Source organism: Streptomyces sp. CAU 1734 (assembly GCF_039888735.1).
In the GTDB taxonomy this organism is placed as follows: domain Bacteria; phylum Actinomycetota; class Actinomycetes; order Streptomycetales; family Streptomycetaceae; genus Streptomyces.
In genome coordinates this window covers 48,268-75,068 of sequence record NZ_JBDQQP010000002.1, presented here as the reverse complement: position 1 = coordinate 75,068, position 26,801 = coordinate 48,268, and the positions used below count along the sequence as shown (strand labels likewise).

The following is a 26,801-nucleotide window of genomic DNA, read 5'->3' as shown; positions in this document are numbered from 1 at the left end:
GTCGGGCGCTGAAGTGAGAGGTGGAGCGGGACAGGGGCCCGCTCGGAACACCGGAGCCACCGGGGCGGCGGGGCCCATCGGTGGCGCGGCACTCATGTTCGCCGGGAATCCCGCCCGGCACAAGGGAGTACGGGCCCGGAAGCCGCGGCTTCCGGGCCCGTACCGCAGTGGCGGGAGGCGCGCTACGGCAGCGCCAGCATCCGCTCCAGCGCGAGCTTGGCGAAGCTCTCCGTCTCCGGGTCGACCCGGATCCGGTTGACCAGGGTGCCCTCGGCCAGTGATTCCAGCGTCCAGACCAGATGCGGCAGATCGATCCGGTTCATGGTCGAGCAGAAGCAGACGGTCTTGTCGAGGAAGACGACTTCCTTGTCCGGGTGGGCCTTGGCCACCCGGCGCACCAGATTCAGCTCCGTGCCGATCGCCCACTTCGACCCGGCGGGGGCGGCGTCCAGGGTCTTGATGATGTACTCGGTCGAGCCGACGTGATCCGCCGCCGCCACGACCTCGTGCTTGCACTCGGGGTGGACCAGCACATTCACCCCCGGTATCCGGTTCCGGACATCCTCCACGGAGTCCAGCGAGAACCGGCCGTGCACCGAGCAGTGCCCGCGCCACAGAATCATCTTCGCGGCGCGCAGCTGCTCCGCGGTGAGTCCGCCGTTCGGCTTGTGCGGGTTGTAGAGGACGCAGTCGTCGAGCGACATGCCCATGTCCCGCACCGCGGTGTTGCGGCCGAGGTGCTGGTCGGGCAGGAAGAGCACCTGCTCGCCCTGCTCGAACGCCCACTCCAGGGCCTTCTTGGCATTGGAGGAGGTGCAGATGGTGCCGCCGTGCTTGCCCGTGAACGCCTTGATGTCGGCCGAGGAGTTCATGTACGAGACGGGCACGACCCGCTCGGCGATGCCGGCCTCGGTCAGCACATCCCAGCACTCGGCGACCTGCTCCGCCGTCGCCATGTCGGCCATCGAGCAGCCGGCCGCCAGATCCGGCAGTACGACCTTCTGGTCGTCGGTGGTCAGGATGTCCGCGGACTCGGCCATGAAGTGCACACCGCAGAAGACGATGTACTCGGCCTCGGGCCGGGCGGCCGCGTCCCTCGCCAGCTTGAAGGAGTCGCCCGTGACATCGGCGAACTGGATGACCTCGTCGCGCTGGTAGTGGTGGCCCAGGACGAAGACCTTCTCGCCGAGCTTCTCCTTGGCCGCGCGGGCGCGGGCGACGAGATCGGGGTCCGAGGGGGACGGCAGATCGCCGGGACACTCCACTCCGCGCTCGCTCCTGGGGTCGGCCTCGCGGCCGAGCAACAGCAGGGCGAGCGGCGTCGGCTGGACGTCGAGCGAGTCCGGGACGGGCTGGGCGGTGGGCACGACACACACCCTTTCTATTTCTGCGCAGACCTTTTCGTCTATTTGACGCTATCTATCATAACCGCTTCATGTCACTTTGACGATGGCCATAGCGTCGATGTGACGCACCCCCCGGTTGCCGCGTCGTGTCCGCCGGGGGAGCGGTGTGCGAGCATGAAGGAGAAACACCGGTGAAAGGCTCGGTCCCGGAATGAATCCGCGACCGCGCCGGTTGCAATCGTCGGCAAGCAGTCTCCGTACCACCCCTGCCCTCGGGCGGGGTGACCCCATCCCGGGAGTGATGAAGCAGATGTCCGTATCGGACGAGACCAAGACCGCGAACGACGGCATCCTCCTGTCCGACGCCGCGGCGGCCAAGGTCAAGGCCCTGCTGGACCAGGAAGGCCGGGACGATCTGGCCCTACGCGTCGCCGTACAGCCCGGCGGCTGCTCCGGCCTGCGCTACCAGCTCTTCTTCGACGAGCGTTCGCTCGACGGCGATGTCATCAAGGACTTCGACGGCGTCAAGGTCGTGACCGACCGGATGAGCGCTCCGTATCTGGGCGGCGCCTCCATCGACTTCGTCGACACCATCGAGAAGCAGGGCTTCACCATCGACAACCCCAATGCCTCGGGCTCCTGCGCCTGCGGTGACTCCTTCAACTGAGTCCCCCTCCCGGGCCCTGTTCCCCGGAGACACGGCGAAGGCGGTGACCCCCGTACGACAGGGGGTCACCGCCTTCGTCATGCCACCGCTCAGCCGGCCCGCCGCTCCATCGGCTTCCCGGACTCCGCGTCCACCACCTTCCGCGACCCCAGCGGCCGGTCCAGCGTGACCGTCTCGGTCAGCTCCTTCGCCATGGCGACACAGACCCGGCCCGCCTCCGGCTCCGGCTCGGTGATCCGTACCCGCACCTCGGAGCTCCGGCTCTCGTCGGCCGTCACCACCGGCTCACCGCAGACCCCGCCCCAGAACGTCACCGACAGCTTCCGGCCGTCGGCACGGTACGAGGGGCCGCCGGTCTCCGGCTCCCCGGAGGGCGGTACCGGCTCCGACGGCGCCGGACGGTCCAGATATTCGGCCGGCAGCGCGGGCGCGGCCACCGTCCAGGACTCCCCGCCGGCCTCCGGGGCCACCCGGAACAGCCAGGAGGGGACCAGTACCGGGCCGCCGTCCGTCTGAAGCGACGACAGCCCGAAGACGGCTCCGGTCACCTCCAGGGGCCGGGGCGCGGACGGCGGCGGCGCGGGCGCGCAGGGATCGGACGTCCCGGGCTCCGCGCGCTCCTCCAGCGGCACCGCGCTGGCGCAGGCGGGCGCCGGCGGCGGGCAGGGCACATCGTCCCCGGCCCGGAGATCGCCCGGCGCCGGTGATCCGGCCGCGCCCGCCGGCACCCGAGGGGGCTTCACCGCCTGTGTCCCGCACTCCGGCGGCTTCGGGGCGCGGGTCCGCTCCGGGGAGTTCAGCCCCTTCAGCGCCGCCGCCGCCGAGAGCACCGGATACTCGTCGCCCGCCGCCACCGGCGACAGCCGGCCGCTTCCGCCCGTCACCCGGCCGTCCGGGCCGATCCGCACACTCGTCGTCCAGCCGTACGTCGGCAGTCCGCCGAGGACCGGTTCCGCGTTCACCACCCGCTCGGAGCCGGTGACCAGCTTCGCGTTCAGCGCGGCGGTGGACTGGCCGAGCGCCCTGAGCACCGGCCCGGCGGCCTTCTCGGCGGCCTTCTCGCCCAACGGCCGGCCCTCCCCGGAGGCCGCCGGGTCGCCGTCGGACGGGCATGCGCCGCCCCGGACACAGCTGTCACCGGCCGGAGCCGGGCCGTGGGCCAGATGGAGCCAGTTCCCCGGGGCCCGTACATCCACCCGGAGCGACGGCCCGGTGCCGTCCCCGTCCGGCCCGATCGTCCAGGCGGTGCCGTCGGAGACGGGGATGCCCGTCATCCCCAGCGCCCGCGCCAGCCGGGTCACCTCGGCCGCGCCCACGGAGCCCTCGGGACGGTGCACGGCGGCCCGCTCCGGTCCCGCCGGCAGCTTCCCGGCCGCGCGCAGCACCGCGCCGCCGCCCGGGTCCGGCTCACCGGGAGCGATATCCCGCCACATTTGCCCGTCCGGGGAGACCGAGAGCCGGGGCGGCGGCGCGGCGGCCGTGTCCTTCCGGGCGTCCGTCCCGCCGTCGCCGGCCGTCCCCACCAGGGCCGCGTACGCACCGCCGCCACCGGCGATCAGCACCACGGCCGCCACCGAGGCAATGAGCGGAATGCGCCGGCGACCCGTGCTGTCCTGCGACTTCTCCGTACTGCTCACCGCATGGCTCCTTCTCTCCCGGCCCCGAGCGCCGGGGCATGGGTGGGACGGAGCGGGAGCGCGCGCGGTTCCCCGGATCCCGGGGCCGCCGAAGCCTCCCCGGTCAGCCGCCGTATGCCGGCATACGGGAAACCAGCCGGGCCGAGTCCGCCGATACGAAGACTCCATGAATTCTCGAGGGAGACACGGGCGCCGGCGCCGCCACCGCCGGAACCACCCAGTGCGGAGCCATCCGCGCACAGTCCCCCCGCAGCTGGGCCAGCGTGAATTCGGTTTCCCGGAGTGTTTCCGCTGTGCCGGGCAAGGCGATCTGGTTCGTCATGTTCGCACCGTACGCACGGTGGAGCGCGGGTGAAAAGACCTACTATCGGGTAGTTTCGCCCTGTCGGCTCCACCCCTCGCATCGGGGTAGCGTTAAACGTCAACGCCCCCCTGCCACAGGAGCGCCCAGCCGTGCGAATCGCAGTCACCGGCTCCATCGCCACCGACCACCTCATGACCTTCCCCGGTCGTTTTGCCGACCAGTTGGTCGCGGACCAGCTCCACACGGTCTCGCTCTCCTTCCTGGTCGACGGTCTCAATGTGCGCAGGGGAGGTGTCGCCGCGAACATCGCCTTCGGCATGGGCCAGCTCGGCACCAGCCCGATCCTGGTCGGCGCCGCCGGTGCCGACTTCGACGAGTACCGCGCCTGGCTGGACCGCCACGGGGTGGACACCGAGTCGGTGCGGATCTCCGAGGTGCTGCACACCGCGCGCTTCGTCTGCACCACCGACGCCGACCACAACCAGATCGGCTCCTTCTACACCGGCGCGATGAGCGAGGCCCGGCTGATCGAGCTGCACTCCGTCGCCGAGCGGGTCGGCGGGCTCGACCTCGTCTCCATCGGGGCGGACGACCCCGAGGCGATGCTGCGCCACACCGAGGAGTGCCGCTCGCGGAACATCCCGTTCGCCGCGGACTTCTCGCAGCAGATCGCACGGATGAGCGGCGACGAGATCCGCATCCTGCTGGAGGGCGCCACCTACCTCTTCTCGAACGAGTACGAGAAGGGGCTCATCGAGTCCAAGACCGGCTGGAACGACGACGAGATCCTCGCCCGGGTCGGCCACCGGGTCACCACCCTCGGCTCGCGCGGAGTCCGCATCGAGAAGGCCGGCGCCGACCCGATCGAGGTCGGCTGCCCGGAGGAGGAGGCCAAGGTCGACCCCACGGGTGTCGGCGACGCCTTCCGGGCCGGATTCCTCTCCGGCCTCTCCTGGGGCGTCGGGCTGGAGCGGGCGGCGCAGGTCGGCTGCATGCTGGCGACCCTGGTGATCGAGACCCTCGGCACCCAGGAGTACACCCTGCGCCGGGCGCACTTCATGGACCGCTTCCGCAAGGCGTACGGCCATGACGCGGGCGCGGAGGTCCAGGCGCACCTCGGCTGATCCCGATCCCGACGCCCGGGGCCCCGCACGCGCGGGGCCCCGGGCGCGGGCCGTCCGGCCTGATCCGAAAGAGACGCCCTAGACCGCCCGCCGGACCGTGTACGCCGAACCCCGCTCGCGCGTCTCCTCGCCCAGATACTCCTGGTCCCGCATCTCGCACCAGGCCGGGATGTCCAGCCGGGCCGCCGCGTCGTCCGAGAGCACCGTCACCGTGCCGCCGACCGGAACATCGCCGATCACCTTCGCCAGTTCGATCACCGGAATCGGGCACCGCTTGCCCAGCGCGTCCACCAGCAGCGAGGCCGGCCCGGTGGGCGTGCTCGGCGCCGAGGGCGCCGCGCCGAGCCTCTCCCGTACCGCCGCGACCACGCCCGGCAGCACCTCCAGAAAGCGCTCCACCTCCCCGGCCGGAGTCCCCGGCGGCAGGGAGACCCGGACATTGCCCTCGCTGAGCACCCCCATCGCCCGCAGCACATGGCTCGGGGTCAGCGTGCCGGAGGTGCACGAGGAGCCGGACGACACCGAGAACCCGGCCCGGTCCAGCTCGTGCAGCAGCGCCTCACCGTCCACATGGAGGCAGGAGAAGGTGACGAGCTGCGGGAGGCGGCGGACCGGGTCACCGACCACCTCCGCATCCGGCACCAGCCCGGGCACCCGGGCACGGATCCGGTCCACCAGCGCCCGCAGGCGCACCGCCTCGTCCGCCGCCTCCGCCCGGACCGCGCGCAGCGAGGCCGCCGCCGCCACGATCGCCGGGATGTTCTCGAAGCCGGGGGAGCGGCCCGACTCCCGCTCGTCCGCCGGCCCGCCGGGCGCGAACCGCACCCCCTTGCGGACCACCAGCAGACCGACACCCGCCGGGCCGCCCCACTTGTGGGCGCTCGCGGCCAGCAGCGACCACTCCCCGCCGACCGGGCCCCACCCCAGCGACTGGGCGGCGTCCACCAGCAGCGGCACCCCGGCCGCCCGGCAGGCGGCGGCGGTCTCCGCCACCGGCTGCTCGGTGCCGACCTCGTGATTGGCGGACTGGAGACAGGCCAGCGCGGTGTCCGCGCGCAGCGCCTCCGCGAAGGCCGCCGGTGTCACCCGGCCGGTGCGGTCCACCGCGACCTCGGTGGTCTCACCGCCGGTACGGGCGGGGTCGGCCGCGTGGAGTACACAGGAGTGCTCCACCGCCGACACCACCACATGCCGCCCGACCCGGCGGCGGCCCGCGAGCGCCCCCGACACGCCGAGCCGGACCGCATGGGTCCCCGAAGGGGTGAAGACGAGCTCGTCGGGGCGGCAGCCCACCGCGTCGGCGGCGGCCTCCCGCGCCGCGTCCAGCAGCAGCCGGGCCCGCCGCCCCTCCCGGTGGAGCCGCGCGGGATCGGCCCACCCCTCGTCGAGGGAGGCCAGGAGGGCCTGCCGGGCCACGGGGTGCAGCGGGGCGGCGGAGGCGGAATCGAAGTAGGACACGCCGCCACGCTAACCCCCGCCCCGGAGGGTCCGTCAGATGCCCCGGCCCCCCGCCCCGCTCACCCCGCCCCGGCGGTACGCCCGCCGGCCCGTCCGGCGGCCCCTCCCCCAACACGCCCGGCGGCGCGCCACTCGCAGCGGAACGGGCCCCCCGGTCCCATGCCCGCCGAAGTCCTCCCGGAAGCGATTATGTGAGCGAATAGCGGTCCGATTCCCTCGGAAAACCCGGGGATTTCCAGGGGGATTCCACCCCTTCGGGGTGTCGGACGGCGCGTTGGGCACCCTCCCCGCGCGACCCCAAATAGCGTCCAGTAGGGTTTGGTCCGCATAAACATCCAAACCCCTGCCCGCGTCAGGGCCGGCGACCGACCAGCGAGACGGCCGCAGCCCGTCGCGCGGGCCGAGACTCTCGGGAAGGCGCTACGTGAGTCCCAACGGCTCCGACCGCTCGTCGCGGCGCCCGATGCGGCGGAAGCTGCCGCAGGTGCTGACTGCGGGCCTGATCCTGGTTACCGCCACCGGTTGCGAATACACATGGGAAGACTTCCCCCGCCTCGGTATGCCCACCCCGGTCACGGAAGAGGCGCCGATCATCCTCTCCCTGTGGCAGGGCTCGTGGGCTGCCGCGCTCGTCACGGGCGTTCTGGTGTGGGGTCTGATCCTGTGGAGTGTGTTCTTCCACCGGCGTACCCGCTCCAAGGTGGAGGTACCTCCGCAGACCCGGTACAACCTGCCCATCGAGGCGCTGTACACCGTGGTCCCGCTCATCATCGTGTCGGTGTTCTTCTACTTCACCGCGCGTGACGAGTCCAAGCTGCTCTCCCTCTCCGACAAGCCGGCCCACACCATCAATGTGGTCGGCTACCAGTGGAGCTGGGGCTTCAACTACATCCAGGATGTGGAGGGCTCTCAGGGCGACGCCAAGACGGACAAGCACCTGAAGGCGATCCCGAACAAATACCTCGACGCTCTCCCGGAGAACGCCGGCGGTGTCTACGACGCCGGCATCCCCGGCACCCGCAACCCGCAGAACGGCAACCCGGGCCCGACCCTCTGGCTCCCCAAGGGCGAGAAGGTCCGCTTCATCCTGACTTCGCGTGATGTGATCCACTCGTTCTGGGTGGTTCCCTTCCTCTTCAAGCAGGACGTCATCCCGGGGCACACCAACGCCTTCGAGGTGACCGCCAAGGAGGAGGGCACCTTCATGGGCAAGTGCGCCGAACTCTGCGGTGTCGACCACTCCCGGATGCTCTTCAATGTCAAGGTCGTCTCCCCGGAGCGCTACCAGCAGCATCTGAAGGAGCTGGCCGAGAAGGGTCAGACGGGCTACATCCCTGCGGGCATCGAGCAGACCACGCCCGCCAAGGACGCGGAGAAGAAGCAACTGTGAGCATCCTCAACGAATCCCAGGGTGCCGCCGTCGCAGCTGACGACTCATACGAGAACGAGCTGCCCGTACGGCGCAAGCAGCCGGGCAATGTGGTGGTGAAGTGGCTGACCACCACCGACCACAAGACCATCGGCACGCTGTACCTGGTCACGTCCTTCGTGTTCTTCTGCATCGGCGGACTGATGGCGCTCTTCATGCGCGCCGAGCTGGCCCGTCCGGGCACGCAGATCATGTCGAACGAGCAGTTCAACCAGGCGTTCACCATGCATGGCACGATCATGCTGCTGATGTTCGCGACGCCGCTGTTCGCCGGATTCGCGAACTGGATCATGCCGCTGCAGATCGGCGCGCCCGATGTGGCGTTCCCGCGGCTGAACATGTTCGCGTACTGGCTCTACCTCTTCGGCTCGCTCATCGCCGTGGCCGGCTTCCTCACCCCCCAGGGTGCGGCCGACTTCGGCTGGTTCGCCTACTCCCCGCTGTCGGACGCGGTCCGCTCACCGGGTATCGGCGCCGACATGTGGATCATGGGCCTGGCCTTCTCCGGCTTCGGCACGATCCTCGGTTCGGTCAACTTCATCACCACGATCATCTGCATGCGTGCCCCCGGCATGACGATGTTCCGGATGCCGATCTTCACCTGGAACGTGCTGCTGACCGGTGTACTGGTCCTGCTCGCCTTCCCGGTGCTGGCCGCCGCGCTCTTCGCGCTGGAGGCCGACCGGAAATTCGGTGCCCATATCTTCGACGCGGCCAACGGCGGCGCGCTGCTGTGGCAACACCTCTTCTGGTTCTTCGGCCATCCAGAGGTGTACATCATCGCCCTGCCGTTCTTCGGCATCGTCTCGGAGATCATTCCGGTCTTCAGCCGCAAGCCGATGTTCGGCTACATGGGTCTGGTCAGCGCCACCATCGCCATCGCCGGCCTGTCGGTGACGGTCTGGGCGCACCACATGTACGTCACGGGCGGCGTCCTACTGCCGTTCTTCTCGTTCATGACCTTCCTGATCGCGGTGCCAACCGGTGTGAAGTTCTTCAACTGGATCGGCACCATGTGGAAGGGGTCCCTCTCCTTCGAGACCCCGATGCTCTGGACGATCGGCTTCCTGATCACCTTCACCTTCGGTGGTCTGACCGGTGTCATCCTGGCCTCGCCGCCGCTGGACTTCCACGTCTCCGACTCGTACTTCGTCGTCGCGCACTTCCACTACGTCGTCTTCGGCACCGTGGTCTTCGCGATGTTCGCCGGTTTCCACTTCTGGTGGCCGAAGTTCACCGGAAAGATGCTGGACGAACGCCTCGGAAAGATTACTTTCTGGACGCTGTTCATCGGATTCCACGGCACATTCCTGGTGCAGCACTGGCTGGGCGCCGAGGGAATGCCGCGACGCTACGCGGACTATCTCGCCGCCGATGGTTTCACCGCGCTGAACACCATCTCCACGATCGCCTCTTTCGTACTCGGCGCGTCGGTTCTTCCTTTTGTCTACAACGTCTGGAAGACGGCCAAATACGGAAAGAAGATCGAGGTGGACGACCCGTGGGGCTATGGCCGTTCGCTCGAATGGGCGACGTCCTGCCCGCCCCCGCGGCACAACTTCCTCACCCTTCCCCGGATTCGTTCCGAATCGCCCGCCTTCGACCTGCATCACCCTGAGTTCTCGGTGGTCGACCAGCTCGAGAACCGCGGCGAGGTCGACAAGGTCCTGCTCGCCGGGAAGGAGGACGCGAAGTGAAGGTCCAGGGAAAGATGTTCCTGTGGCTCGGCGTCTTCATCCTCGCCGTGGCCATCCTGTACGGCGTGTGGGCCAAGGAGCCGGCGGGCACCACCGCACTCTTCATGGCCTTCGGGCTGAGCGTCATGGTCGGCTACTACCTGGCCTTCACGGCCAAGCGGGTCGACGCCATGGCGCAGGACGACACCGAGGCGGATGTCGCGGACGAGGCCGGCGAGGTCGGCTTCTTCTCCCCGCACAGCTGGCAGCCGCTCGCACTCGCCACCGGCGGTGCGCTCGCCTTCCTCGCGGTCGCCGTGGGCTGGTGGCTGATGTACTTCTCCGCGCCGGTGATCCTCATCGGGATCTTCGGCTGGGTGTTCGAGTACTACCGCGGTGAGAACCAGAATCAGTAGGTGACCGGGCCGGGTCCGGAAACGGAAACCCGGCACCGGTAGCACAGCGCCCGCGCTGTGGGGAATGGACCCGTATCGCCTTCACTCGTGAGGGGGATGCGGGTCCATCCGTTTGCACGTATCCAGCGTGCCGCGGTGGCGACCCGTTCTTAGCGTGTGCATATGAACCAGACGCCGCGCTTCAGCACCGCCTTCCGCTGCACCCTGCTGGTCCTGACCCTGGGGACGGTCGCGACCGCGTGCGGCGACACGGACACGCATCCGCTCTCCAACCAGCCCTTCGACGCCGCCCGGCAGATCGTCTTCAACACCCCCGGCGGCGCGGTGAAGGCCGACCCGGACAAGCCGTTCGAGGTCACCGTCAAGGGTGACGAGGGACGCATCACCGATGTGACCGTGGTCGACCAGACCGGCCACCACCTGGCCGGCGAGCTGACCGCCGACGGCAGCCGCTGGCGGTCCACGGCGGCGCTGGCCGCCGGTGCCAAGTACACCGCCCGGGTCTCCACGGAGGGCAAGGAGGGCGCCCCGGGCAGCCGGGTCCTCAACTTCGGCACCTCCCCCGCGCAGCGGCTGCTGACGGTCGAGTTCGGCCCCGACGCGGGCACCTACGGTGTCGGCCAGCCCATCATCGCGACCCTCAGCCGCCCGGTGAAGGACAAGGCCGCCCGGGCCGTGGTGGAGCGCGCGCTCAAAATCGACTCGAAGCCCGTGGTGGACGGCGCCTGGCACTGGATCGACAGCGAGAACCTCCACTTCCGGCCCAAGGAGTACTGGCCGGCCGGCGCCCGGGTCCGGGCGGTCAGCAATCTGGAGGGCGTCCGCATCGACGGACAGCTCCACGGCGGCGCGGCGAAAGACCTGAATCTGACCATCGGCGACCGGATCGAGGCCATCACGGACGCGTCGAGCCACTACATGACAGTGCTCCGCAACGGAGAAGTGATCAATACCATTCCGGTCACCACCGGCAAGCCCGGCTTCTCCACCCGCAACGGCATCAAGGTGGTCCTCGGCAAGGAGTACTTCGTCCGGATGCGCGGCACCAGCGTCGGCATCGCCGCGAACAGCTCGGAGGGGTACGACCTGCCCGTCTACTACGCCACCCGGGTCACCTGGAGCGGCGAGTACGTCCACGCCGCGCCCTGGTCGGTGGGCTCGCACGGGTACGCCAATGTCAGCCACGGCTGCACGGGGATGTCGACCGGGAACGCCGCCTGGTTCTACGAGACCGTCAAGGAGGGCGACATCGTCAGCGTGGTCAACAGCTACGGCGACGAGATGGACCCCTTCGGCAACGGCTACGGCGACTGGAATCTCTCCTGGGCCGACTGGCGGCAGGGCAGCGCCCTGGTGGCCGGCACCAGGGACGGCAGCAGCGCCACCGACGTGGCCCGGCTGCGCCCGCAGGTCTGAACCGGCCGCCCCGTGTCCGGGGGGCGGAAATCCGGGCCCGACACGCCCGTGCGGCGCCGGGTACCCCGAAGAGCCCAGTGGGCCCCGGGAAATCCCGGAGCCCACTGGAGAAACACTGGAAGAGCCCCCGCCGGGGCTCAGGAGGCCTGAGCGAGCCTCTGACGCAGCAGACCGGCCAGGGCGTCCGCGAACTCCACCGGCTCCACCGGAAGCGTCACAGCGGCCTCGGCGCGGCTCCAGGTGGCCAGCCAGGCGTCCTGCGGACGGCCGATCAGCAGCAGCACCGGCGGACAGTTGAAAATCTCGTCCTTGATCTGCCGGCACACGCCCATACCGCCCGCGGGCACGGTCTCGCCGTCCAGCACACAGACGTCGACACCCCCCTGGTCCAGCTGTTTCAGCACGGCGGGCAGCGTCGCGCACTCAATGAACTCCACCGGCGGAACATCAGCCGCCGGCCTGCGTCCCGCGGCCAGCCGCACCTGTGTGCGGGTGTTCGCGTCATCGCTGTAGACCAGCACGGTGGCGGTCGGCTGCATCGTTCCTCCGCGTCGTTGGATCCTTCACCGGATCAGGTGTCGATGGGCCGGATGCTACTCGCTCCAAGTGCCGGTAAACAGCCGTTCGAACATCCCCGGGATGGGCCGTTCGGGCAGCACAGCACCCACTGACACACCGAACGGCACCCCCGGGAGTGAGGGCGGGATAAGCGACCGACATAATGTCGGTCGTGGCGACAGCAACGACAGTAGAAACCGGGCACGCGCACCCGTCGGTCAATCGGCCGAACCTCACCAGCGTCGGAACCATCATCTGGTTGAGTTCCGAGCTGATGTTCTTCGCGGCCCTCTTCGCGATGTACTTCACTCTGCGCTCGGTTACGGGTGCCGAGTTCTGGTCCGAGAGGGCCGGCCTTCTGGACTTTCCGTTCTCGTTGACGAACACCACGATCCTGGTGCTCTCTTCTCTCACCTGTCAGCTCGGCGTATTCGCCGCCGAGCGCGGCGACGTGAAGAAGCTGCGCACCTGGTTCGTGATCACGTTCATCATGGGCGCCGTCTTCATCGGCGGTCAGGTCTACGAGTACACGGCCCTGGTCCAGCACGGGCTCTCCCTCTCGTCCGACCCCTACGGCTCGGTGTTCTACCTGACCACCGGCTTCCACGGCCTGCACGTGCTGGGCGGACTGATCGCCTTCCTGCTGGTCCTGGGCCGGACCTACGCGGCCAGGAGATTCACCCACGAGCAGGCAACCGCCGCCATCGTCGTGTCCTACTACTGGCACTTCGTCGATGTCGTCTGGATCGGCCTCTTCGCCACGATCTACATGATCAAGTAAGGGCGCGGGCCCCCAGCCCGAAGCAGACACAGTCCAGAAGCATCGACGCAGAAAATCCTGACACCGGGGTAATCCGTGAAAAAGCTCTCCGCACGACGACGCCATCCGCTGGCGGCGGTCGTCGTCCTACTCCTCGCGCTGGCGGCCACCGGGGGGCTGTACGCCGCGTTCGCACCGGCGGACAAGGCACAGGCCGAAGAAACCTCCCAGTCCCTCGCGATCGAGGAGGGCAAGAAGCTCTACACCGTCGGCTGCGCGAGCTGCCACGGAACCGACGCTGAGGGAACCACCGACGGTCCGCCCCTGATCGGTGTCGGCTCCGCCGCCGTCGACTTCCAGGTCGGCACCGGACGTATGCCGGCCCAGCAGCCCGGTGCCCAGGTGCCGAAGAAGAAGGTCGTCTACTCGCAGGCCGAGATCGACCAGATCGCCGCGTACGTCGCCTCGCGCGGCGCCGGCCCGATCACGCCGACCGAGAAGCAGTACAACCCCGAGGGCGCGAACGCGGCCAAGGGCGGCGACCTGTTCCGCACCAACTGTGCCCAGTGCCACAACTTCACCGGCAAGGGCGGCGCGCTCACCAACGGCAAGTACGCGCCCACGCTGGAAGGCGTGAGCAACAAGCATCTCTACGAGGCCATGCAGACCGGCCCGCAGAACATGCCCTCCTTCCCCGACGGCATCCTGCCGGACCAGGAGAAGCGGGACATCATCGCGTATGTCCAGGAGATGAACGACCCGGCCAAGGCGTCCAGCCCCGGCGGTCTCACCCTGGGTGGTCTCGGCCCCGTCAGTGAGGGCTTGTTCGCCTGGATCTTCGGTCTGGGCACGCTGATCGCAGTCGCCGTCTGGGTCGCGGCCCACACCGCTAAGGCCAAGAAGTCATGAGTAGCCAAGAGATTCCAGAAGAGAACCTGCCCGAAGCGCAGGGTGCCGCGCACGGCGCGGGAGGGCACGGCAACACCGCCGTCGCCCAGCGCGTGGACGACGACCCGTTCCACGACCCGGGACTGCCGGCCCACAAGCCGCGCGTCCAGGACATCGACGAGCGGGCCGCCAAGCGGTCCGAGCGCACTGTCGCCCTCATGTTCACGCTCTCGATGCTGGCCACCGTCGGCTTCATCGCGTGCTTCGTGATCTTCCCGGTCGACAAGCTCGTCTACATCTGGCCCTTCGGCCGGGTGAGCGCGCTCAACTTCTCCCTCGGCTGGACGCTGGGCCTGGCCCTCTTCTTCATCGGCGCGGGCGCGGTCCACTGGGCCCGCACCCTGATGTCCGACGAAGAGGTCGCCGACGAGCGTCACCCGATCGCGGCGTCCCCCGAGGTCAAGGCCAAGGTTCTGGCCGACTTCGCGGACGGTGCCCGGGAGTCCGGCTTCGGCCGCCGCAAGCTCGCCCGCAACACCCTCTTCGGCGCGCTGGCCCTGGTGCCGCTCTCCGGTGTGGTGCTGCTGCGCGACCTCGGCCCGCTGCCGGAGAAGAAGCTCCGCTCGACGCTCTGGGCCCGTGGCAAGCAGCTCATCAACATGAACACGCATGAGCCGCTGCGCCCCGAGGACATCACCGTCGGTTCGCTGGTCTTCGCGATGCCCGAGGGGCTGAAGGAGGACAGCCACTCCTTCCAGTCGGAGATCGCCAAGGCCGCCCTGATGATCGTCCGGATCCGTCCCGACGACATCAAGGACAAGCGCGAGCTGGAGTGGTCGCACGAGGGAATCGTCGCCTTCTCCAAGATCTGCACCCATGTCGGCTGCCCGATCAGCCTGTACGAGCAGCAGACCCACCACGTGCTCTGCCCGTGCCACCAGTCCACCTTCGACCTTGCCGACGGCGCCCGAGTGATCTTCGGACCCGCCGGTCACGCCCTTCCGCAGCTGCGGATCGGCGTGAATGCCGAGGGCAACCTCGAAGCGCTCGGCGACTTCGACGAACCCGTCGGTCCTTCCTTCTGGGAGCGCGGATGAGCACTGAGAACGAACCCAAGGGCGCTGCCGGCCAGCGCAAAGCACCCGCCGGTGAGCGGGTGGCCGACTGGGCGGACGGCCGGCTCGGGATCTATTCGCTGGCCAAGGCCAACATGCGGAAGATCTTCCCGGACCACTGGTCCTTCATGCTCGGCGAGATCTGCCTCTACAGCTTCATCATCATCATCCTCACGGGTGTGTATCTGACGCTGTTCTTCTCCCCGTCGATGAACGAGATCGTCTACCACGGCAGCTACGTGCCCCTCCAGGGCGTGCGGATGTCGGAGGCGTACGCCTCGACGCTGGACATCAGCTTCGACGTACGCGGCGGTCTGCTCATCCGGCAGATCCACCACTGGGCCGCGCTGATCTTCATCGCCGCGATGATGGTCCACATGATGCGCGTCTTCTTCACCGGCGCGTTCCGCAAGCCGCGCGAGGTCAACTGGCTCTTCGGCTTCCTGCTGCTCGTCCTCGGCATGTTCACCGGTTTCACCGGCTACTCGCTCCCGGACGACCTGCTCTCCGGCACCGGTGTCCGCTTCACCCAGGGCGCGATCCTGTCCGTACCGGTCGTCGGTACGTACATCTCGATGTTCCTCTTCGGCGGCGAGTTCCCCGGCCACGACTTCGTGGCCAGGTTCTACTCGATCCACATCCTGCTGCTGCCCGGCATCATGCTCGGTCTGCTCGTGGCCCACATGATCCTCGTCGTGTACCACAAGCACACCCAGTACGCGGGTCCCGGCCGGACCAACAAGAATGTCGTCGGCATGCCCCTGCTGCCGGTCTACATGGCGAAGGCCGGAGGCTTCTTCTTCCTGGTCTTCGGCATCATCGCGATCGTGTCGGCGGTGGCCACACTGAACCCGATCTGGGCTCTCGGCCCCTATCGGTCCGATCTGGTCTCCACCGGCGCGCAGCCGGACTGGTACATGGGCTTCGCCGAGGGTCTGGTCCGGGTGATGCCGGGCTGGGAGATCAACGCGTGGGGTCACACCCTCGCCCTGGGTGTGTTCATCCCGCTGGTGATCTTCCCGCTGGTGCTGGGCGCCATCGCGGTGTACCCGTTCATCGAGTCCTGGGTCACCGGCGACAAGCGCGAGCACCACATCCTGGACCGCCCGCGCAACACCCCGACCCGTACCGGCTTCGGTGTGGCCTGGCTCGTCGCCTACTTCGTGATGCTGATGGGCGGCGGCAACGACATCTGGGCCACGCACTTCAATCTGTCGATCAACACGATCACCTGGTTCGTCCGGATCGCGTTCTTCGCCGGACCGGTGCTCGCCTTCATCCTCACCAAGCGGATCTGCATGGGCCTCCAGCGCCGTGACCGGGACAAGGTGCTGCACGGTCGCGAGACCGGCATCATCAAGCGCCTGCCGCACGGTGAGTTCATCGAGGTCCACGAGCCGATCAGCCAGGGCGACCTGTACACGCTCACCTCGCACGAGCAGTACAAGCCCCTGGAGCTCGGCCCCGAGGTCGACGAGAACGGCGTCAAGCGGAAGGTCTCCCCGACCCAGAAGCTGCGCGCCAGGCTCAGCAAGGGCTTCTACGGCGAGGGGAACCAGGTTCCCAAGGCCAGTGCCGAGGAGTACGAGGAGATCACGAGCGGCCACGGCCACCACTGATCACCTGAACTGATCCACGCGATCGCCACAGGGGGAGCCCCGTCCATTCGATGGACGGGGCTCTTCGCCGTCCCCCGGGCTGGATAGGGTGGGGACCATCCCCTACCGAAGCCGGACTCTGGAGCGGACATGAGCGTTGTGACCCCGGTTGGCGGCGACAGCGGGCCTGCGCTCTCCTGGCCCACCGTCCTCAACTCCCTGCTCGACAACCACGATCAGAGCGCCGACGCCACGGCGTGGGTGATGGACCGGATCCTCAGCGGCGCGGCGACGGACGCCCAGATCGCCGGCTTCGCGGTCGCGCTCCGGGCGAAGGGCGAGACCGTCGAGGAGATCTCCGGCCTGGTCCGGACGATGTACGAGCACGCCAGACTCATCGAGGTGCCGGGCCCGAGCGTGGACATCGTCGGCACCGGCGGCGACGGCGCGAAGACGGTGAACATCTCCACCATGTCCGCGATCGTGGTGGCGGGCACCGGCGCGAAGGTGGTCAAGCACGGCAACCGCGCCGCGTCCAGCGCCTCGGGCGCCTCGGACGTCCTGGAGCAGCTCGGCGTCAATCTGGAGCTGAGCCCCCAGCGGGTCGCCGAGGTCGCCGAGGAGGCCGGGATCACCTTCTGTTTCGCGGTGAAGTTCCATCCCGCGCTGCGGCATGTGGCGATGGCCCGCAAGGAACTCGGAATCCGTACGGTATTCAACTTCCTGGGCCCGCTGACCAACCCCGCGCGGGTACGGGCCCAGGCCACCGGCGTCGCGGACGCGCGGATGGCCCCCGTCCTCGCCGGTGTCCTCGCCGAGCGGGGCTCCTCCGCGCTGGTCTTCCGCGGTGACGACGGCCTGGACGAGCTGACCACCACGGCCACGTCGAAGGTCTGGATCGTCCGCGACGGAGCGGTGCGCGAGGAGTCCTTCGACCCGCGCGACATCGGCATCGACCTGGTCCCGGTCGAGGCCCTGCGGGGCGCGGACGCCGGGTACAACGCGGACATCGCCCGCCGGCTCCTGGCCGGCGAGCGCGGCCCGGTCCGCGAGGCCGTCCTGCTGAACTCGGCGGCGGCACTGGTCGCCCTCCACCCGGGCGATGCCCCGCTCAAAGACCAGCTCGCGGCGGCGGTGGAGGTGGCGGCCCGCTCGATCGACTCCGGCGCGGCGAAGGCGGCGCTGGAGGGCTGGGTGACGGCGAGCCACGCCTGACGCGTGCCCGCGGGTGTCCCCGCGGGCGCCGTGCGTCCCGGGGCGCGGGCGTATCTCCTCGGGCGCCGCGCATCCCGGGGGCGCGGGCGTTCCGCAGGACGCGGGCCCTCCGCGGGGCTCCGCCCCGCACCCCGCGCCTCAAACGCCGGCGAGGCTGATATTCCGGCGCCCGAGCCCGTCGCGAGCGAGCAGAGCCCCTCCCGGGGGAGACCGAGGCGCGGCACTCCGGGCCGGGGCGAGCGAAGAATAGCCTCGCGGGGGGCGTGGATGCCGACCCCAGCCCCGCCGGGGGTGATGTCGCCATTCGCGGCCTGTCGATTCAGCCTCGCCGGCGTTTGAGGCGCGGGCCCCTGGCCTTGGCGGGTGAACCCGGCCTCGCCGACGGGTGTGGATGCCGGCTCCAGCCCGGCCGGGGGTGATGTCGCCATTCTCAGCTCGTCGGCGGGCGTGGATGCCAAATTCAGCCTCGCCGGCGTTTGAGGCGCGGGGCTCCGGGGCGGAGCCCCGGTTGCGGGAAGGGGCGGGGAGGGGAAAAGGCCCCCGCCGGGGTCCGGATGGCGGACAGGGTTGCGGCCCCCCGCCACCGTGGCATAACGTCAAGTCAGGTCATGAGCGACAGCGACTACGGCCCCGGCCCGCTGTCCGGCAACCCTCCGTCCGTGGCGGGGTGCCCCGGGTGAAGACCAGGCCGTGGTCAGCGAGGTCCGCGGCAAGCGCGGACCCCTGCATTCCCTGGGGTCCTGGTCCTCAAGGGAGCAGTCTCGTGAGCAAGCGAATGCGATAGGGCGCCAAGCCCCTTCTTCACCACCCCCTCCGCGCGGCACACACCGCGTGTCCGAGGCACACCCCCATGCACGGCCGCACGGTCGCCCGGCCATTCCGCCACGCCCGCCGCACCGCCGGCACCGCGCACCCGCATGGGCCCGAGAAGCCATCCGCCTTGTCCTGCCGGGAGAATTCGCCATGTCCGCACGCCCGAACACCGCCGTCGACACCTCCGTCTGTGCCCCGCTCCCCGTCCTCGGCCGGGATGTGACCGTGCCGCTGGTGACCGGCGGCGAGGTGACCTACGCCGCGCTCGACTACGCCGCCAGCGCCCCCGCCCTCCAGCGGGTCTGGGACGATGTGGCCGCCTACGCGCCCTACTACGGCAGCGTGCACCGGGGCGCCGGCTATCTCTCGCAGCTCTCCACCGACCTCTTCGAGAACAGCCGGCGGACCGTCGCCGAGTTCCTCGGCTGCCGCCGCGACGACCAGGTCGTCTTCACCCGCTCCACCACCGACTCGCTCAATCTGCTGGCCGCCGCGCTGCCCGCCGACTGCCAGGTCTTCGTCTTCGAGACCGAGCACCACGCCTCGCTGCTGCCCTGGCGGGACGCCCGGGTGACCTACCTCAACGCGCCGCGCACCCCGGCGGACGCCGTCTCCACGCTGGAGCGGGCGCTCGCCGACCGGGACCCGTACGGTCCGGCGCTGGTCTGTGTGACCGGCGCGTCCAATGTGACCGGTGAGCTGTGGCCGGTACGGGAGCTGGCCGCGGCGGCCCACGCCCACGGCGCCCGGATCGTGCTGGACGCCGCACAGCTCGCGCCGCACCACCCCGTCTCCGTCGAGGAGTTGGACGTCGACTGGATCGCCTTCTCCGGGCACAAGCTCTACGCGCCGTTCGGCTCGGGAGTCCTCGCAGGGCGCGCCGACTGGCTCCAGGCGGCCGAGCCGTATCTGGTGGGCGGCGGCGCCTCCCGGAAGGTCGCGCGCCGGGCGGACGGCGGGGTGGAGGTGGAGTGGCACACCACGGCCGCCCGTCACGAGGCCGGTTCGCCGAATGTGATCGGGGTGTACGCCATCGCCTCGGCGTGCAAGGCGCTGACCGAGGCCGGGTTCGACACCCTGGTCGCCCGTGAGCAGCTGCTGGTCGACCGGGTCCGTGCCGGGCTCGCCGCGGTGCCCGAGGTCCGGGTGCTCTCGCTCTTCGGCGACGACGCGCCCCGGGTCGGGGTGATCTCCTTCGTGGTGGAGGGCTGGAACAGCTCCCACTTCGCCGCCGCGCTCTCCGCCGAGTACGGCATCGGCGTCCGCGACGGTCTCTTCTGCGCCCACCCGCTGGTGCGCACCCTGCTCGGCAGCGACCCGCAGGACCCGGGCGAGTGCGGCGCGCCGGAGGCCGAGCCGGGGGAGCGTTCGCTCAACGCGATCCGGGTCAGCTTCGGCGCGGGCACCCCCGACGAGCATGTCGACCGTTTCCTCCAGGCCGTGGGCGAGCTGGTGCGCGACGGCGCGCGGTGGAACTACCGCACCGAGGACGGCCGCTGCGTCCCGGACACCGACACCGCCGTCTGACGGCTCTCGCGCGACGACAGCCGGGTCCCGATCAGAATCATCCGCAGCGAGCGCTCGGCCGCGTCGGTGAGGAACTCCCCGCCGCGCCCGAGCGCCTCGGTGAGGCTCATCGGCGCGGGCAGGATCGAGCCGTACGCGTCGACCCCGGCGGAGTACACCTGCCGTGCGCCCTCCCCGATGGTTCCGGCGAGGGCGAGTACGGGGCGTCCGTACCGCTTCGCCCGGCGGGCGACCTCGGCGGGCACCTTGCCGCGCACGGTCTGGTGGTCCAGCGCGCCCTCGGCGGTGATGACGAGATCGGCGCGGGCCAGCCGGTCGTCCAGATCCATGTCGTCCAGCAGCACCTCGAAGCGCGGCAGCAGTTCGGCGCCGAGCGCCGCGAGTCCGGCGCCCAGCCCGCCGGACGCGCCGGTGCCGGTGCCGGTGCGCAGATCGGTGCGGACCCGCAGATCGCGGGTGAGGACGGCCGCCCAGTGCTCCAGATTCCCCGCGAGCTGTTCCACCTGCGCGGGGGTGGCGCCCTTCTGCGGCCCGAAGACCCTGGCCACACCGCGCTCGCCGCAGAGCACGTTGAAGGGGTTGCAGGCCACCCGTATCGAGGTGGCGGCGAGCCGGGCGTCGAGACCGGCGGCGTCGATCCGGTCGAGCCGGTGCAGTTCCCGTCCGCCGTGCGGGAGTTCGCGGCCGTCCGCGTCGAGCAGCCGGGCGCCGAGTGCCTGGAGCGCCCCGGCGCCGCCGTCGGAGGTCCCCGAGTCGCCGCAGCCGACGAGGATCCGGCGGGCGCCGGTGTCGAGGGCGGCCCGGATCAGCTCGCCGACGCCGCGGGTCGTGGTGGCGCCGGGGTCGCGCAGTTCACGCGGTACGAGGGAGAGTCCGGCGACCGCGGCCATCTCCACCACCGCGGTCTCGCCGTCGCCGAGGAGCGCGAAGTGGGTGGGGACGGGCTCGCCGGTGGGGCCGGTGGCCCGCAGCCGCACCAGCCGTCCGCCGGAGGCGGCGGCCATGGCCTCGGCGGTCCCCTCACCGCCGTCGACCAGGGGGATGAGGTCGATCTCGGCGTCCGGCAGCACCCGCCGCACCCCGGTGGCGATGGCCTCGGCGGCGGACTGGGCGGACAGGGACTCCTTGAAACCGCTGGGGGCGACGGCGACACGGATCAGCATGTGAGGGAACTCCTTGAGAGGGCTTGGGGAGTACGGGCGTCAGCGGAGCGGCACGCCGAGCAGGGGCCAGACGGCGACGGCGAAGAGCAGCACCAGCGCTGCCGTCGCGGGGGCCAGCACGGCGGAGAGGCGCAGCAGATCGCGGGGGGTGTAGGTGGGGGTGCCGGGGATGTCGGCGAAGAGGGTGACCGGTTTCGCCGAGGCCGGCAGGGTGTGGCAGAAGCCCGCGGCGGCGGTGGAGGCCAGCGCGGCGGCCACCGGATTGACCCCGGCCCCGATCGCGGCGGCGACCACCAGCGGCACCAGCACCGAGGAGCGCGCCGAGCGGGACTGGAGCACCAGATGGGCGATGGTGGAGACGCCGATCACCACGGTCAGGAAGAGCCACGGCGGCAGATCCAGCGGCACCCCGTCGACCAGCCACTTCGCGGCGCCTGAGTCGGCGAGCGCGACACCCATGGCCATGGTCGCGGCCATGAAGAGCAGCAGTGACCAGGGCACCGTCTTCAGGGCGTCCTTGAGCCGCACGGTGCCGAGCGCCGGGGAGGCGGCGACTATGGCGCCGATGAGGGCGACGACCGCGGGCGGCACCCGGTGCAGCGGTTCACTGCACCACAGGGCGACGACGGTGGCGAGCAGCAGGGCACAGCGGGTCTCGGCGGCCTCCCAGGGCCCGGTGACGGGACGGTCGCTGTGCTCCTGGATCTGTGCCGCGGTGATGCTCACCGGGCCCCGCCGGTCCTCCCGCTTCGTGGTGGTGAGCAGTACCAGCTCCGCCGCCAGATGAGAGGAGACCACCGCCAGCGGCAGCCCTATGAGCAGCCACTCGGTGAATCCGATGCGCTCGCCGACGGCCTCCCAGAGCACCGAGACGGTGATCAGATGGGCGCCGGCGCCGATCAGGGTGGCGACGGCCGAGAGCAGGATGACGGTGGGGAAGAGCAGCGCCAGCATGACGACCAGGCGCTTGCGGTCCGCGAGTACCTTCGCCAGGGCGAGGAAGACCGGCATGGCGAGCGCGGCGCGCCCGGAGGTGGCCGGTACCGCGAAGGCCGTGACGACCAGCGCGGCGGTGGTGAGATGAACCAGCTGCCGTACGGTCGTGGCCCCGCCGACCAGAAAGGCCGCGGCCCGTCCGGCGAGCCCGGTCCTGGCCACCGCGGCGGCGAGGACGAAGGCGCAGATCAGCAGCCAGACAGTGTCGTCGCCGAGGGTGCCGAAGAGCTCGTCGCTGTTGATCACCCCGGTCACCGTGAGCGCGAGACCGGCCCCGAGGGCGATATAGGTGTCGTCTATCGGGGTGCCGATCCAGGCACAGGTCGCCATGGCGAAGACGGCGAGGGTGATCCGGGCGTCCGAGCCGAGCTGCGGGAAGTTTCCGGGGACGGCGAGCAGTGCGCAGATGCTCAGGGCCACGCACAGGGTCGCCGCTTGTCGCAGGTTCAAGGTCACATGAAAGAGGTTTCACCGGAGCGGTGAGCACTCCATGAGCCCTTCATGAAGGAAACTTCACACGAGTGAACCCGTTCGGCCCCGTGGTCATTCGGGGAGGCGGTAGCCCATTCCCCGTACCGTCTCGACCCGTCCGGCGCCCAGCTTCTTGCGCAGCGCGCGCACATAGACATCGACGATGTTGGAGCCGGGGTCGAAGTCGTATCCCCAGACATGGGAGAGGATCTGCTCCCGGGAGAGCACCTGCCCGGGGTGCCGGAGAAAGAGCTCCAGGAGCACGAACTCCCGTGCGGTGAGATCGACCAGCTGTTCGCCGGAGCGGGCTCTGCGGGTGCGCAGATCGAGGCTGAGCTCGCCATTGCGCAGTACGGTCACCTCCGGCGCGCCGGCCGCGGTGCGGAGCCTGAGCCGTACCCGGGCGAGGAGTTCCTCGAAGCGGAAGGGCTTGGTCATCCAGTCGTCCGCGCCGCCTTCGAGGCCGGCCACGGTGTCGCGCACCGAGTCGCGCGCGGTCAGGATGATCACGGGCACCGAGACCCGGGCCTCGCGCAGCTGCCGCAGTACGGTGAAGCCGTCCCGGCCGGGCAGTCCGATGTCCAGGACGACCAGGTCGAAACCGCCGGTCAGCGCGTACTCATAGGCGGCGTCGCCGTCGCCGACGACGGTGGTGGTGAAGCCGTTGGCCCGCAGGCCCTTCTCCACGAAGGCGGCGATGCGTTCCTCGTCCTCGACGATGAGTATCCGGTTCACAGCTCTGCTTCTCTCAGGTCACTGGGGTCTGTGGGGTCCGCCGAGTCCCTCGCTCCGGGGAGGACGAGCACGAAGGTGGCTCCGCCGCCGTCGGTGGGACGCAGTTCCACCTGCCCGCCGTGGCCCTCCGCTATGGCTTTGACGATCGCGAGACCGAGCCCGGCTCCGGTGGCGCGGGTGCCCCGGCGGGCGGTGCCGCGCCGGAACCGTTCGAAGATCACTCCGGCGTCCTGGGGCTGCACCCCGGGCCCGCTGTCGGCCACGTACAGCTCTATGCCGTCCTCGCGGCTGCGGGAGCCTATGCTCACCCGCTGCCCGTGCACGGTGTGCTGGACGGCGTTCTGGGCGAGCTGGACCATGGCCTGGGTGATCCGCTGGGAGTCCAGGTCGGCCTCGGCGTCGATGGCCTCGGCCAGCCGCCAGTCCCGTTCGCCGAGCGCGCGTGCCTTGACGAAGACATCGGCGGTCAGCTCGCCGATCTGGACGGGTCCGGGGGAGACGAAGTCGGGGCGCTCGGCCTTGGCGAGCAGGAGCAGGTCCTCCACGATCCGGCTCATCCGGTCCAGCTCCTCCATCACGATCCGGACGGTCTCCTCGCGTTCGCCGGGGCCGTCGCCCATCAGCTCCAGATGGCCGCGGACGATGGTGATGGGGGTGCGCAGTTCGTGTCCGGCGTCGTCGACGAATTCGCGCTGGGCGGCGAAGGCGCGTTCCAGCCGGTCCAGCATCGCGTTGAAGGTCTCGGCGAGGGCGGCGATGTCATCGCGTCCCTGGACGGGGATGCGCCGGGTCAGATCCTGTTCGGTGAGGTCGGCGGCGGCGGTGCGGACCAGCCGCACGGGTTTGAGGATCCGGCCCGCGACCGCCCAGCCGACTCCGGTGGTCATCAGCAGGGCGACCCCGGAGATGGCGAGGAGCATGGTGAAGACGTTGTTCGCCTTCGCCTGCTCCCCGGCGGGGTGGAAGGCGACGACGAAGGTGGCGGGCGCCCCGGAGGAGCCGATGCGCACCTTCGCCCAGCGCACCTCGCCCTGGGGACGGTTCAGGGTGCCTGCGGTGTCCTCGGAGTCGAAGACCGCCTCGACCGAGCGGCCGTCGCCGGCCAGCGGGTGATCGATCCGCAGCTCGCGCTGCTGCACCCGGGTGGCGATGCCGCCGTCGGGGCGCCCTATCAGCCCCAGCAGCTCCTCGTCCGGATCGGCGTACTGCCGGCTGAGGAAGAGATCGAGCAGCTGGGTGGGGTCGGTGAAGCGGTCCCCGGTGGAGGGGTCCACCCCCTCCTTGGCGAGGTAGGCGAACTCCTCGGCCTCCTGGACCAGGAGGCCGTTGATCCGGTTGTCCACGTCGCGCAGGAGAACCGAACGCGTCGCGGCGGCGACGGCGACCAGGGCCACCGTCATCACCAGCAGCAGCCAGAGCAGGATACGCAGCCGTGCGGAGACCCGGCGGCGTACCGGATCAGCCGTCGTCACCGAAGTCGTCGCCGCCCGGGCCGTCGTCGCCCTGCCCGTTGTCGTCGTCGTCGCCCCCGCCGGCCGGGGGCTTGGGGGAGGCCGGGGGAGTGGTGCCGGATGTGCCGGAGGGCTTCTGCGACGGGTCCGCGGAGGACCCCCGGGACGGATCCGCGGAGGTGCCCTCGCTCATCCGCGGCGGCGGGATCGTCTCATCGGTCGGCACCGGTGGCGGGGAGCTCGGGGATCCCGGGGCGCCGCTCTCCAGCTCCACCTTCGAGGGCACCTTGCGGTCCTCGGGGCGGTCGGTGAGGGCGTAACTCGTCACCGCGATACCCAGGGGTATCGCGACGACGGCGGCGAGTGCCGCTATGCGATGCGAGAAGACCATGTGTTCGATGGTGGCTACCCCACCAGAGGTGCTGGATGAGACGGAGATGAAGAAGTCCTCATCTTGCTACCCGGAGGGGTCCGGAGGCCAATTCCGGAGGAAGGGATTCCGGCTGTGTCGCCCGGCGCCCGGGATTTCCGGCCGGCCCGCCCGCCTCCGGGGACCCCGGGGCGGCGGGCGCGCGGCTCAGGAATCCAGCCCGATCGCGAACGCCGCCTCCAGGTCGTGCTGGGAGTAGGTCCGGAACGCGACATGCGTGTCGGTGGCCTCCACGCCGTCGATACGGCTGATGCGCCCCGGAATGACCTCGGCCAGATCGTCGTGCCGGCCCACCCGGACCATCGCGATCAGGTCATAGGTGCCGGTGACGGAGAAGACCTCGCTCACGCTCTCCAGAGCCGCGATCTCCTCGGCGATCTCGGGGATGCGGTCCACGCTGGTCTTGATGAGCACGATCGCGGTGATCACGGCTGGCTTTCTCCCTCGGTGGCCCCTGGTTGGGTCTTCACTCTAGCCGTACGCCCGTAACGCCCCCAGGCGTGGAGGAACCCGGCGCCGAACCCCACCACATGCGCCAGATAGGCCACCCCCGGTCCGCCGGTGCCCGCACCGGTGGCCGCCAGCCACTGGAGGACGAACCAGAAGATCAGCACCGCCCAGGCGGGGAAGCGCAGCGGAAGAAAGAAGAGGAAGGGGAAGAGGCTGGTGACCCTGGAGCGGGGAAAGAGGAAGAGGAAGGCGCCGAGCACCCCCGAGATCGCCCCCGAGGCCCCCACCAGGGTCTGCTCGGACCCGGCGTTGGCCGCGGCGAAGGCGAGGAGCGCGATGTATCCGGTGGCCGCGTAGAAGAGGACGAATCCGATGCGGCCCATGCGCTCCTCGGCCATCGCGCCGAAGACGTAGAGGAAGAGCATGTTGCCGAGCAGATGCAGCCAATTCCCGTGTACGAAGAGTGCGGAGAACGGGGTCACCAGCGCTCCGGGTGCGCCGCTCATCAGTTCGGCGGGAATGACCCCCCACCGCTCGAAGTAGCCGCTCCGCGCGGCGAGCAGCGCGTCGCCGGTCCCGTACCCCGGAGCCAGCCCCGACACCGGGCTGACCAGGAAGATCGCACAGCAGGCGGTGATCACTCCATAGGTCATCACCGGCCCGGTCGCCGCACCGCGGACCGTGTTGAGGGCCAGCGCCCGCCAATCGACCATGGACAGATCATGGCGTAGTGGAATGGAACGGTACAGAGTGCCTCGCCGTGTCCCCACCCGGCCATGAGGCCATAGAGTTACGGGCAGTACACCCGCAGTTCGACGGCGCACCGCGGCTCCCGCACACCGCACCCGTACGACGAAAGAGGTCTGCACCATGACGACGACGGTCCCCACGCCGACGGCCGACACCCGCTGGCGGTGTGCACTCTGCGGGAATCTCACCCGCTTCGATGTCACCCGCTCGTCGAAAGTAGTGGAATACGTCCATCTGGACCTGGCCGGGGAGCCCACGGTCGAGGAGCGCGACGTGCTCAGTGAGACCATCGAGTCCGTGCGCTGCCGCTGGTGCAACGCCGTGGACAAGATCGAGCTGGTGGACAGGCCGGGCGCCGACTCCTGAGGGAGCGGTGCGAGGGCCCGTAGCGGTAGTGGGGTGACGGAT

General features: G+C 70.0%; 25 protein-coding genes and 1 riboswitch. Of the genes, 13 read left to right on the top strand and 12 right to left on the bottom strand.

What is annotated here, in order from left to right:
* Positions 1 to 182 precede the first annotated feature (182 nt).
* The gene (gene nadA / locus AAFN69_RS04035; protein WP_347726862.1) at positions 183 to 1,376 is read right to left on the bottom strand and encodes a quinolinate synthase NadA; all 1,194 of its coding nucleotides are present in this window, start codon (positions 1,374 to 1,376) and stop codon (positions 183 to 185) included.
* A gap of 280 nt (positions 1,377 to 1,656) precedes the next feature.
* Between nadA and AAFN69_RS04030 the strand changes: the two genes are divergently transcribed.
* Positions 1,657 to 2,013 (top strand): iron-sulfur cluster assembly accessory protein, encoded by a 357-nt coding sequence (locus AAFN69_RS04030; RefSeq protein ID WP_347726861.1) that lies wholly within the window; start codon positions 1,657 to 1,659, stop codon positions 2,011 to 2,013.
* Positions 2,014 to 2,102: 89 nt separating this feature from the next.
* On the opposite strand, the gene AAFN69_RS04025 is transcribed toward AAFN69_RS04030, so the two are convergent.
* Together AAFN69_RS04025 and AAFN69_RS04020 are read right to left on the bottom strand one after the other, a co-directional pair.
* Positions 2,103 to 3,650 carry a hypothetical protein gene (locus AAFN69_RS04025; RefSeq protein WP_347726860.1) on the bottom strand — a complete coding sequence of 516 codons (1,548 nt, stop codon included), beginning with the start codon at positions 3,648 to 3,650 and terminating at the stop codon, positions 2,103 to 2,105.
* 103 nt (positions 3,651 to 3,753) lie between these two features.
* Positions 3,754 to 3,972 (bottom strand): hypothetical protein, encoded by a 219-nt coding sequence (locus AAFN69_RS04020; protein WP_347726859.1) that lies wholly within the window; start codon positions 3,970 to 3,972, stop codon positions 3,754 to 3,756.
* A 131-nt stretch (positions 3,973 to 4,103) separates the two neighbouring features.
* Here AAFN69_RS04020 and AAFN69_RS04015 point away from each other — a divergent pair, with 131 nt between their 5' ends.
* The gene (locus AAFN69_RS04015) at positions 4,104 to 5,078 is read left to right on the top strand and encodes a carbohydrate kinase family protein (RefSeq protein ID WP_347726858.1); all 975 of its coding nucleotides are present in this window, start codon (positions 4,104 to 4,106) and stop codon (positions 5,076 to 5,078) included.
* Between the two features lie 78 nt (positions 5,079 to 5,156).
* On the opposite strand, the gene AAFN69_RS04010 is transcribed toward AAFN69_RS04015, so the two are convergent.
* Positions 5,157 to 6,536 carry an aminotransferase class V-fold PLP-dependent enzyme gene (locus AAFN69_RS04010; RefSeq protein WP_347726857.1) on the bottom strand — a complete coding sequence of 460 codons (1,380 nt, stop codon included), beginning with the start codon at positions 6,534 to 6,536 and terminating at the stop codon, positions 5,157 to 5,159.
* A gap of 424 nt (positions 6,537 to 6,960) precedes the next feature.
* On the opposite strand from AAFN69_RS04010, the gene coxB reads away from it, so the two are divergent.
* The 4 genes from coxB (at position 6,961) to AAFN69_RS03990 (ending at position 11,473) form a co-directional block, all read left to right on the top strand.
* Complete coding sequence (gene coxB, locus AAFN69_RS04005; RefSeq protein WP_347726856.1) at positions 6,961 to 7,926, top strand: cytochrome c oxidase subunit II; 966 nt, start codon at positions 6,961 to 6,963, stop codon at positions 7,924 to 7,926.
* Positions 7,923 to 9,662, top strand: coding sequence for a cytochrome c oxidase subunit I (ctaD, locus tag AAFN69_RS04000; protein WP_347726855.1), 1,740 nt, complete (start codon positions 7,923 to 7,925; stop codon positions 9,660 to 9,662). Before coxB ends, ctaD begins: the two co-directional genes overlap by 4 nt.
* A complete protein-coding gene (locus AAFN69_RS03995; protein ID WP_347726854.1) occupies positions 9,659 to 10,057 on the top strand; it encodes a cytochrome c oxidase subunit 4 in 399 nt (132 codons plus the stop codon). The genes ctaD and AAFN69_RS03995 overlap by 4 nt, the downstream gene beginning before the upstream one ends.
* 162 nt (positions 10,058 to 10,219) lie before the next feature.
* A complete protein-coding gene (locus AAFN69_RS03990) occupies positions 10,220 to 11,473 on the top strand; it encodes an Ig-like domain-containing protein (RefSeq protein WP_347726853.1) in 1,254 nt (417 codons plus the stop codon).
* 137 nt (positions 11,474 to 11,610) lie between these two features.
* On the opposite strand, the gene AAFN69_RS03985 is transcribed toward AAFN69_RS03990, so the two are convergent.
* Positions 11,611 to 12,012, bottom strand: coding sequence for a hypothetical protein (locus tag AAFN69_RS03985; protein ID WP_347726852.1), 402 nt, complete (start codon positions 12,010 to 12,012; stop codon positions 11,611 to 11,613).
* Between the two features lie 182 nt (positions 12,013 to 12,194).
* Between AAFN69_RS03985 and AAFN69_RS03980 the strand changes: the two genes are divergently transcribed.
* The 6 genes from AAFN69_RS03980 to AAFN69_RS03955 all read left to right on the top strand — a co-directional run bounded on the left by AAFN69_RS03980 (position 12,195) and on the right by AAFN69_RS03955 (position 19,947).
* A complete protein-coding gene (locus AAFN69_RS03980) occupies positions 12,195 to 12,812 on the top strand; it encodes a heme-copper oxidase subunit III (RefSeq protein ID WP_347726851.1) in 618 nt (205 codons plus the stop codon).
* A 75-nt stretch (positions 12,813 to 12,887) separates the two neighbouring features.
* Complete coding sequence (locus AAFN69_RS03975) at positions 12,888 to 13,700, top strand: c-type cytochrome (RefSeq protein WP_347726850.1); 813 nt, start codon at positions 12,888 to 12,890, stop codon at positions 13,698 to 13,700.
* Positions 13,697 to 14,776: a Rieske 2Fe-2S domain-containing protein gene (locus AAFN69_RS03970; protein WP_347726849.1), complete on the top strand. Its 1,080-nt coding sequence runs from the start codon at positions 13,697 to 13,699 to the stop codon at positions 14,774 to 14,776. Before AAFN69_RS03975 ends, AAFN69_RS03970 begins: the two co-directional genes overlap by 4 nt.
* Complete coding sequence (locus AAFN69_RS03965; RefSeq protein WP_347726848.1) at positions 14,773 to 16,413, top strand: cytochrome bc complex cytochrome b subunit; 1,641 nt, start codon at positions 14,773 to 14,775, stop codon at positions 16,411 to 16,413. The genes AAFN69_RS03970 and AAFN69_RS03965 overlap by 4 nt, the downstream gene beginning before the upstream one ends.
* Before the next feature lie 129 nt (positions 16,414 to 16,542).
* Positions 16,543 to 17,607, top strand: a complete 1,065-nt coding sequence (gene trpD, locus AAFN69_RS03960; RefSeq protein WP_347726847.1) for an anthranilate phosphoribosyltransferase — start codon at positions 16,543 to 16,545, stop codon at positions 17,605 to 17,607.
* 604 nt (positions 17,608 to 18,211) lie between these two features.
* Positions 18,212 to 18,329, top strand: a riboswitch (SAM riboswitch).
* 241 nt (positions 18,330 to 18,570) lie between these two features.
* Complete coding sequence (locus tag AAFN69_RS03955) at positions 18,571 to 19,947, top strand: aminotransferase class V-fold PLP-dependent enzyme (RefSeq protein ID WP_347726846.1); 1,377 nt, start codon at positions 18,571 to 18,573, stop codon at positions 19,945 to 19,947.
* On the opposite strand, the gene AAFN69_RS03950 is transcribed toward AAFN69_RS03955, so the two are convergent.
* The 7 genes from AAFN69_RS03950 to AAFN69_RS03920 form a co-directional block, all read right to left on the bottom strand.
* A complete protein-coding gene (locus AAFN69_RS03950; protein ID WP_347726845.1) occupies positions 19,896 to 21,110 on the bottom strand; it encodes a glycerate kinase in 1,215 nt (404 codons plus the stop codon). The two genes, AAFN69_RS03955 and AAFN69_RS03950, sit on opposite strands and share 52 nt — an antisense overlap.
* 39 nt (positions 21,111 to 21,149) lie before the next feature.
* Entirely contained in the window at positions 21,150 to 22,562 is a 1,413-nt protein-coding gene (locus AAFN69_RS03945; RefSeq protein ID WP_347726844.1) for an SLC13 family permease, read from the bottom strand.
* 87 nt (positions 22,563 to 22,649) lie between these two features.
* Complete coding sequence (locus tag AAFN69_RS03940; protein WP_347726843.1) at positions 22,650 to 23,312, bottom strand: response regulator transcription factor; 663 nt, start codon at positions 23,310 to 23,312, stop codon at positions 22,650 to 22,652.
* Entirely contained in the window at positions 23,309 to 24,784 is a 1,476-nt protein-coding gene (locus AAFN69_RS03935; RefSeq protein WP_347726842.1) for a HAMP domain-containing sensor histidine kinase, read from the bottom strand. Before AAFN69_RS03935 ends, AAFN69_RS03940 begins: the two co-directional genes overlap by 4 nt.
* Positions 24,771 to 25,154, bottom strand: coding sequence for a small secreted hydrophilic protein (locus tag AAFN69_RS03930; RefSeq protein ID WP_347726841.1), 384 nt, complete (start codon positions 25,152 to 25,154; stop codon positions 24,771 to 24,773). Before AAFN69_RS03930 ends, AAFN69_RS03935 begins: the two co-directional genes overlap by 14 nt.
* A 186-nt stretch (positions 25,155 to 25,340) precedes the next feature.
* On the bottom strand, positions 25,341 to 25,622 hold the full coding sequence (locus AAFN69_RS03925; protein ID WP_347726840.1) for an Lrp/AsnC ligand binding domain-containing protein: 282 nt from the start codon (positions 25,620 to 25,622) through the stop codon (positions 25,341 to 25,343).
* Entirely contained in the window at positions 25,619 to 26,356 is a 738-nt protein-coding gene (locus AAFN69_RS03920; protein WP_347726839.1) for a rhomboid family intramembrane serine protease, read from the bottom strand. The genes AAFN69_RS03925 and AAFN69_RS03920 overlap by 4 nt, the downstream gene beginning before the upstream one ends.
* A gap of 157 nt (positions 26,357 to 26,513) precedes the next feature.
* On the opposite strand from AAFN69_RS03920, the gene AAFN69_RS03915 reads away from it, so the two are divergent.
* Positions 26,514 to 26,759, top strand: coding sequence for a hypothetical protein (locus AAFN69_RS03915; RefSeq protein ID WP_347726838.1), 246 nt, complete (start codon positions 26,514 to 26,516; stop codon positions 26,757 to 26,759).
* The last annotated feature ends 42 nt before the right edge of the window (positions 26,760 to 26,801 follow it).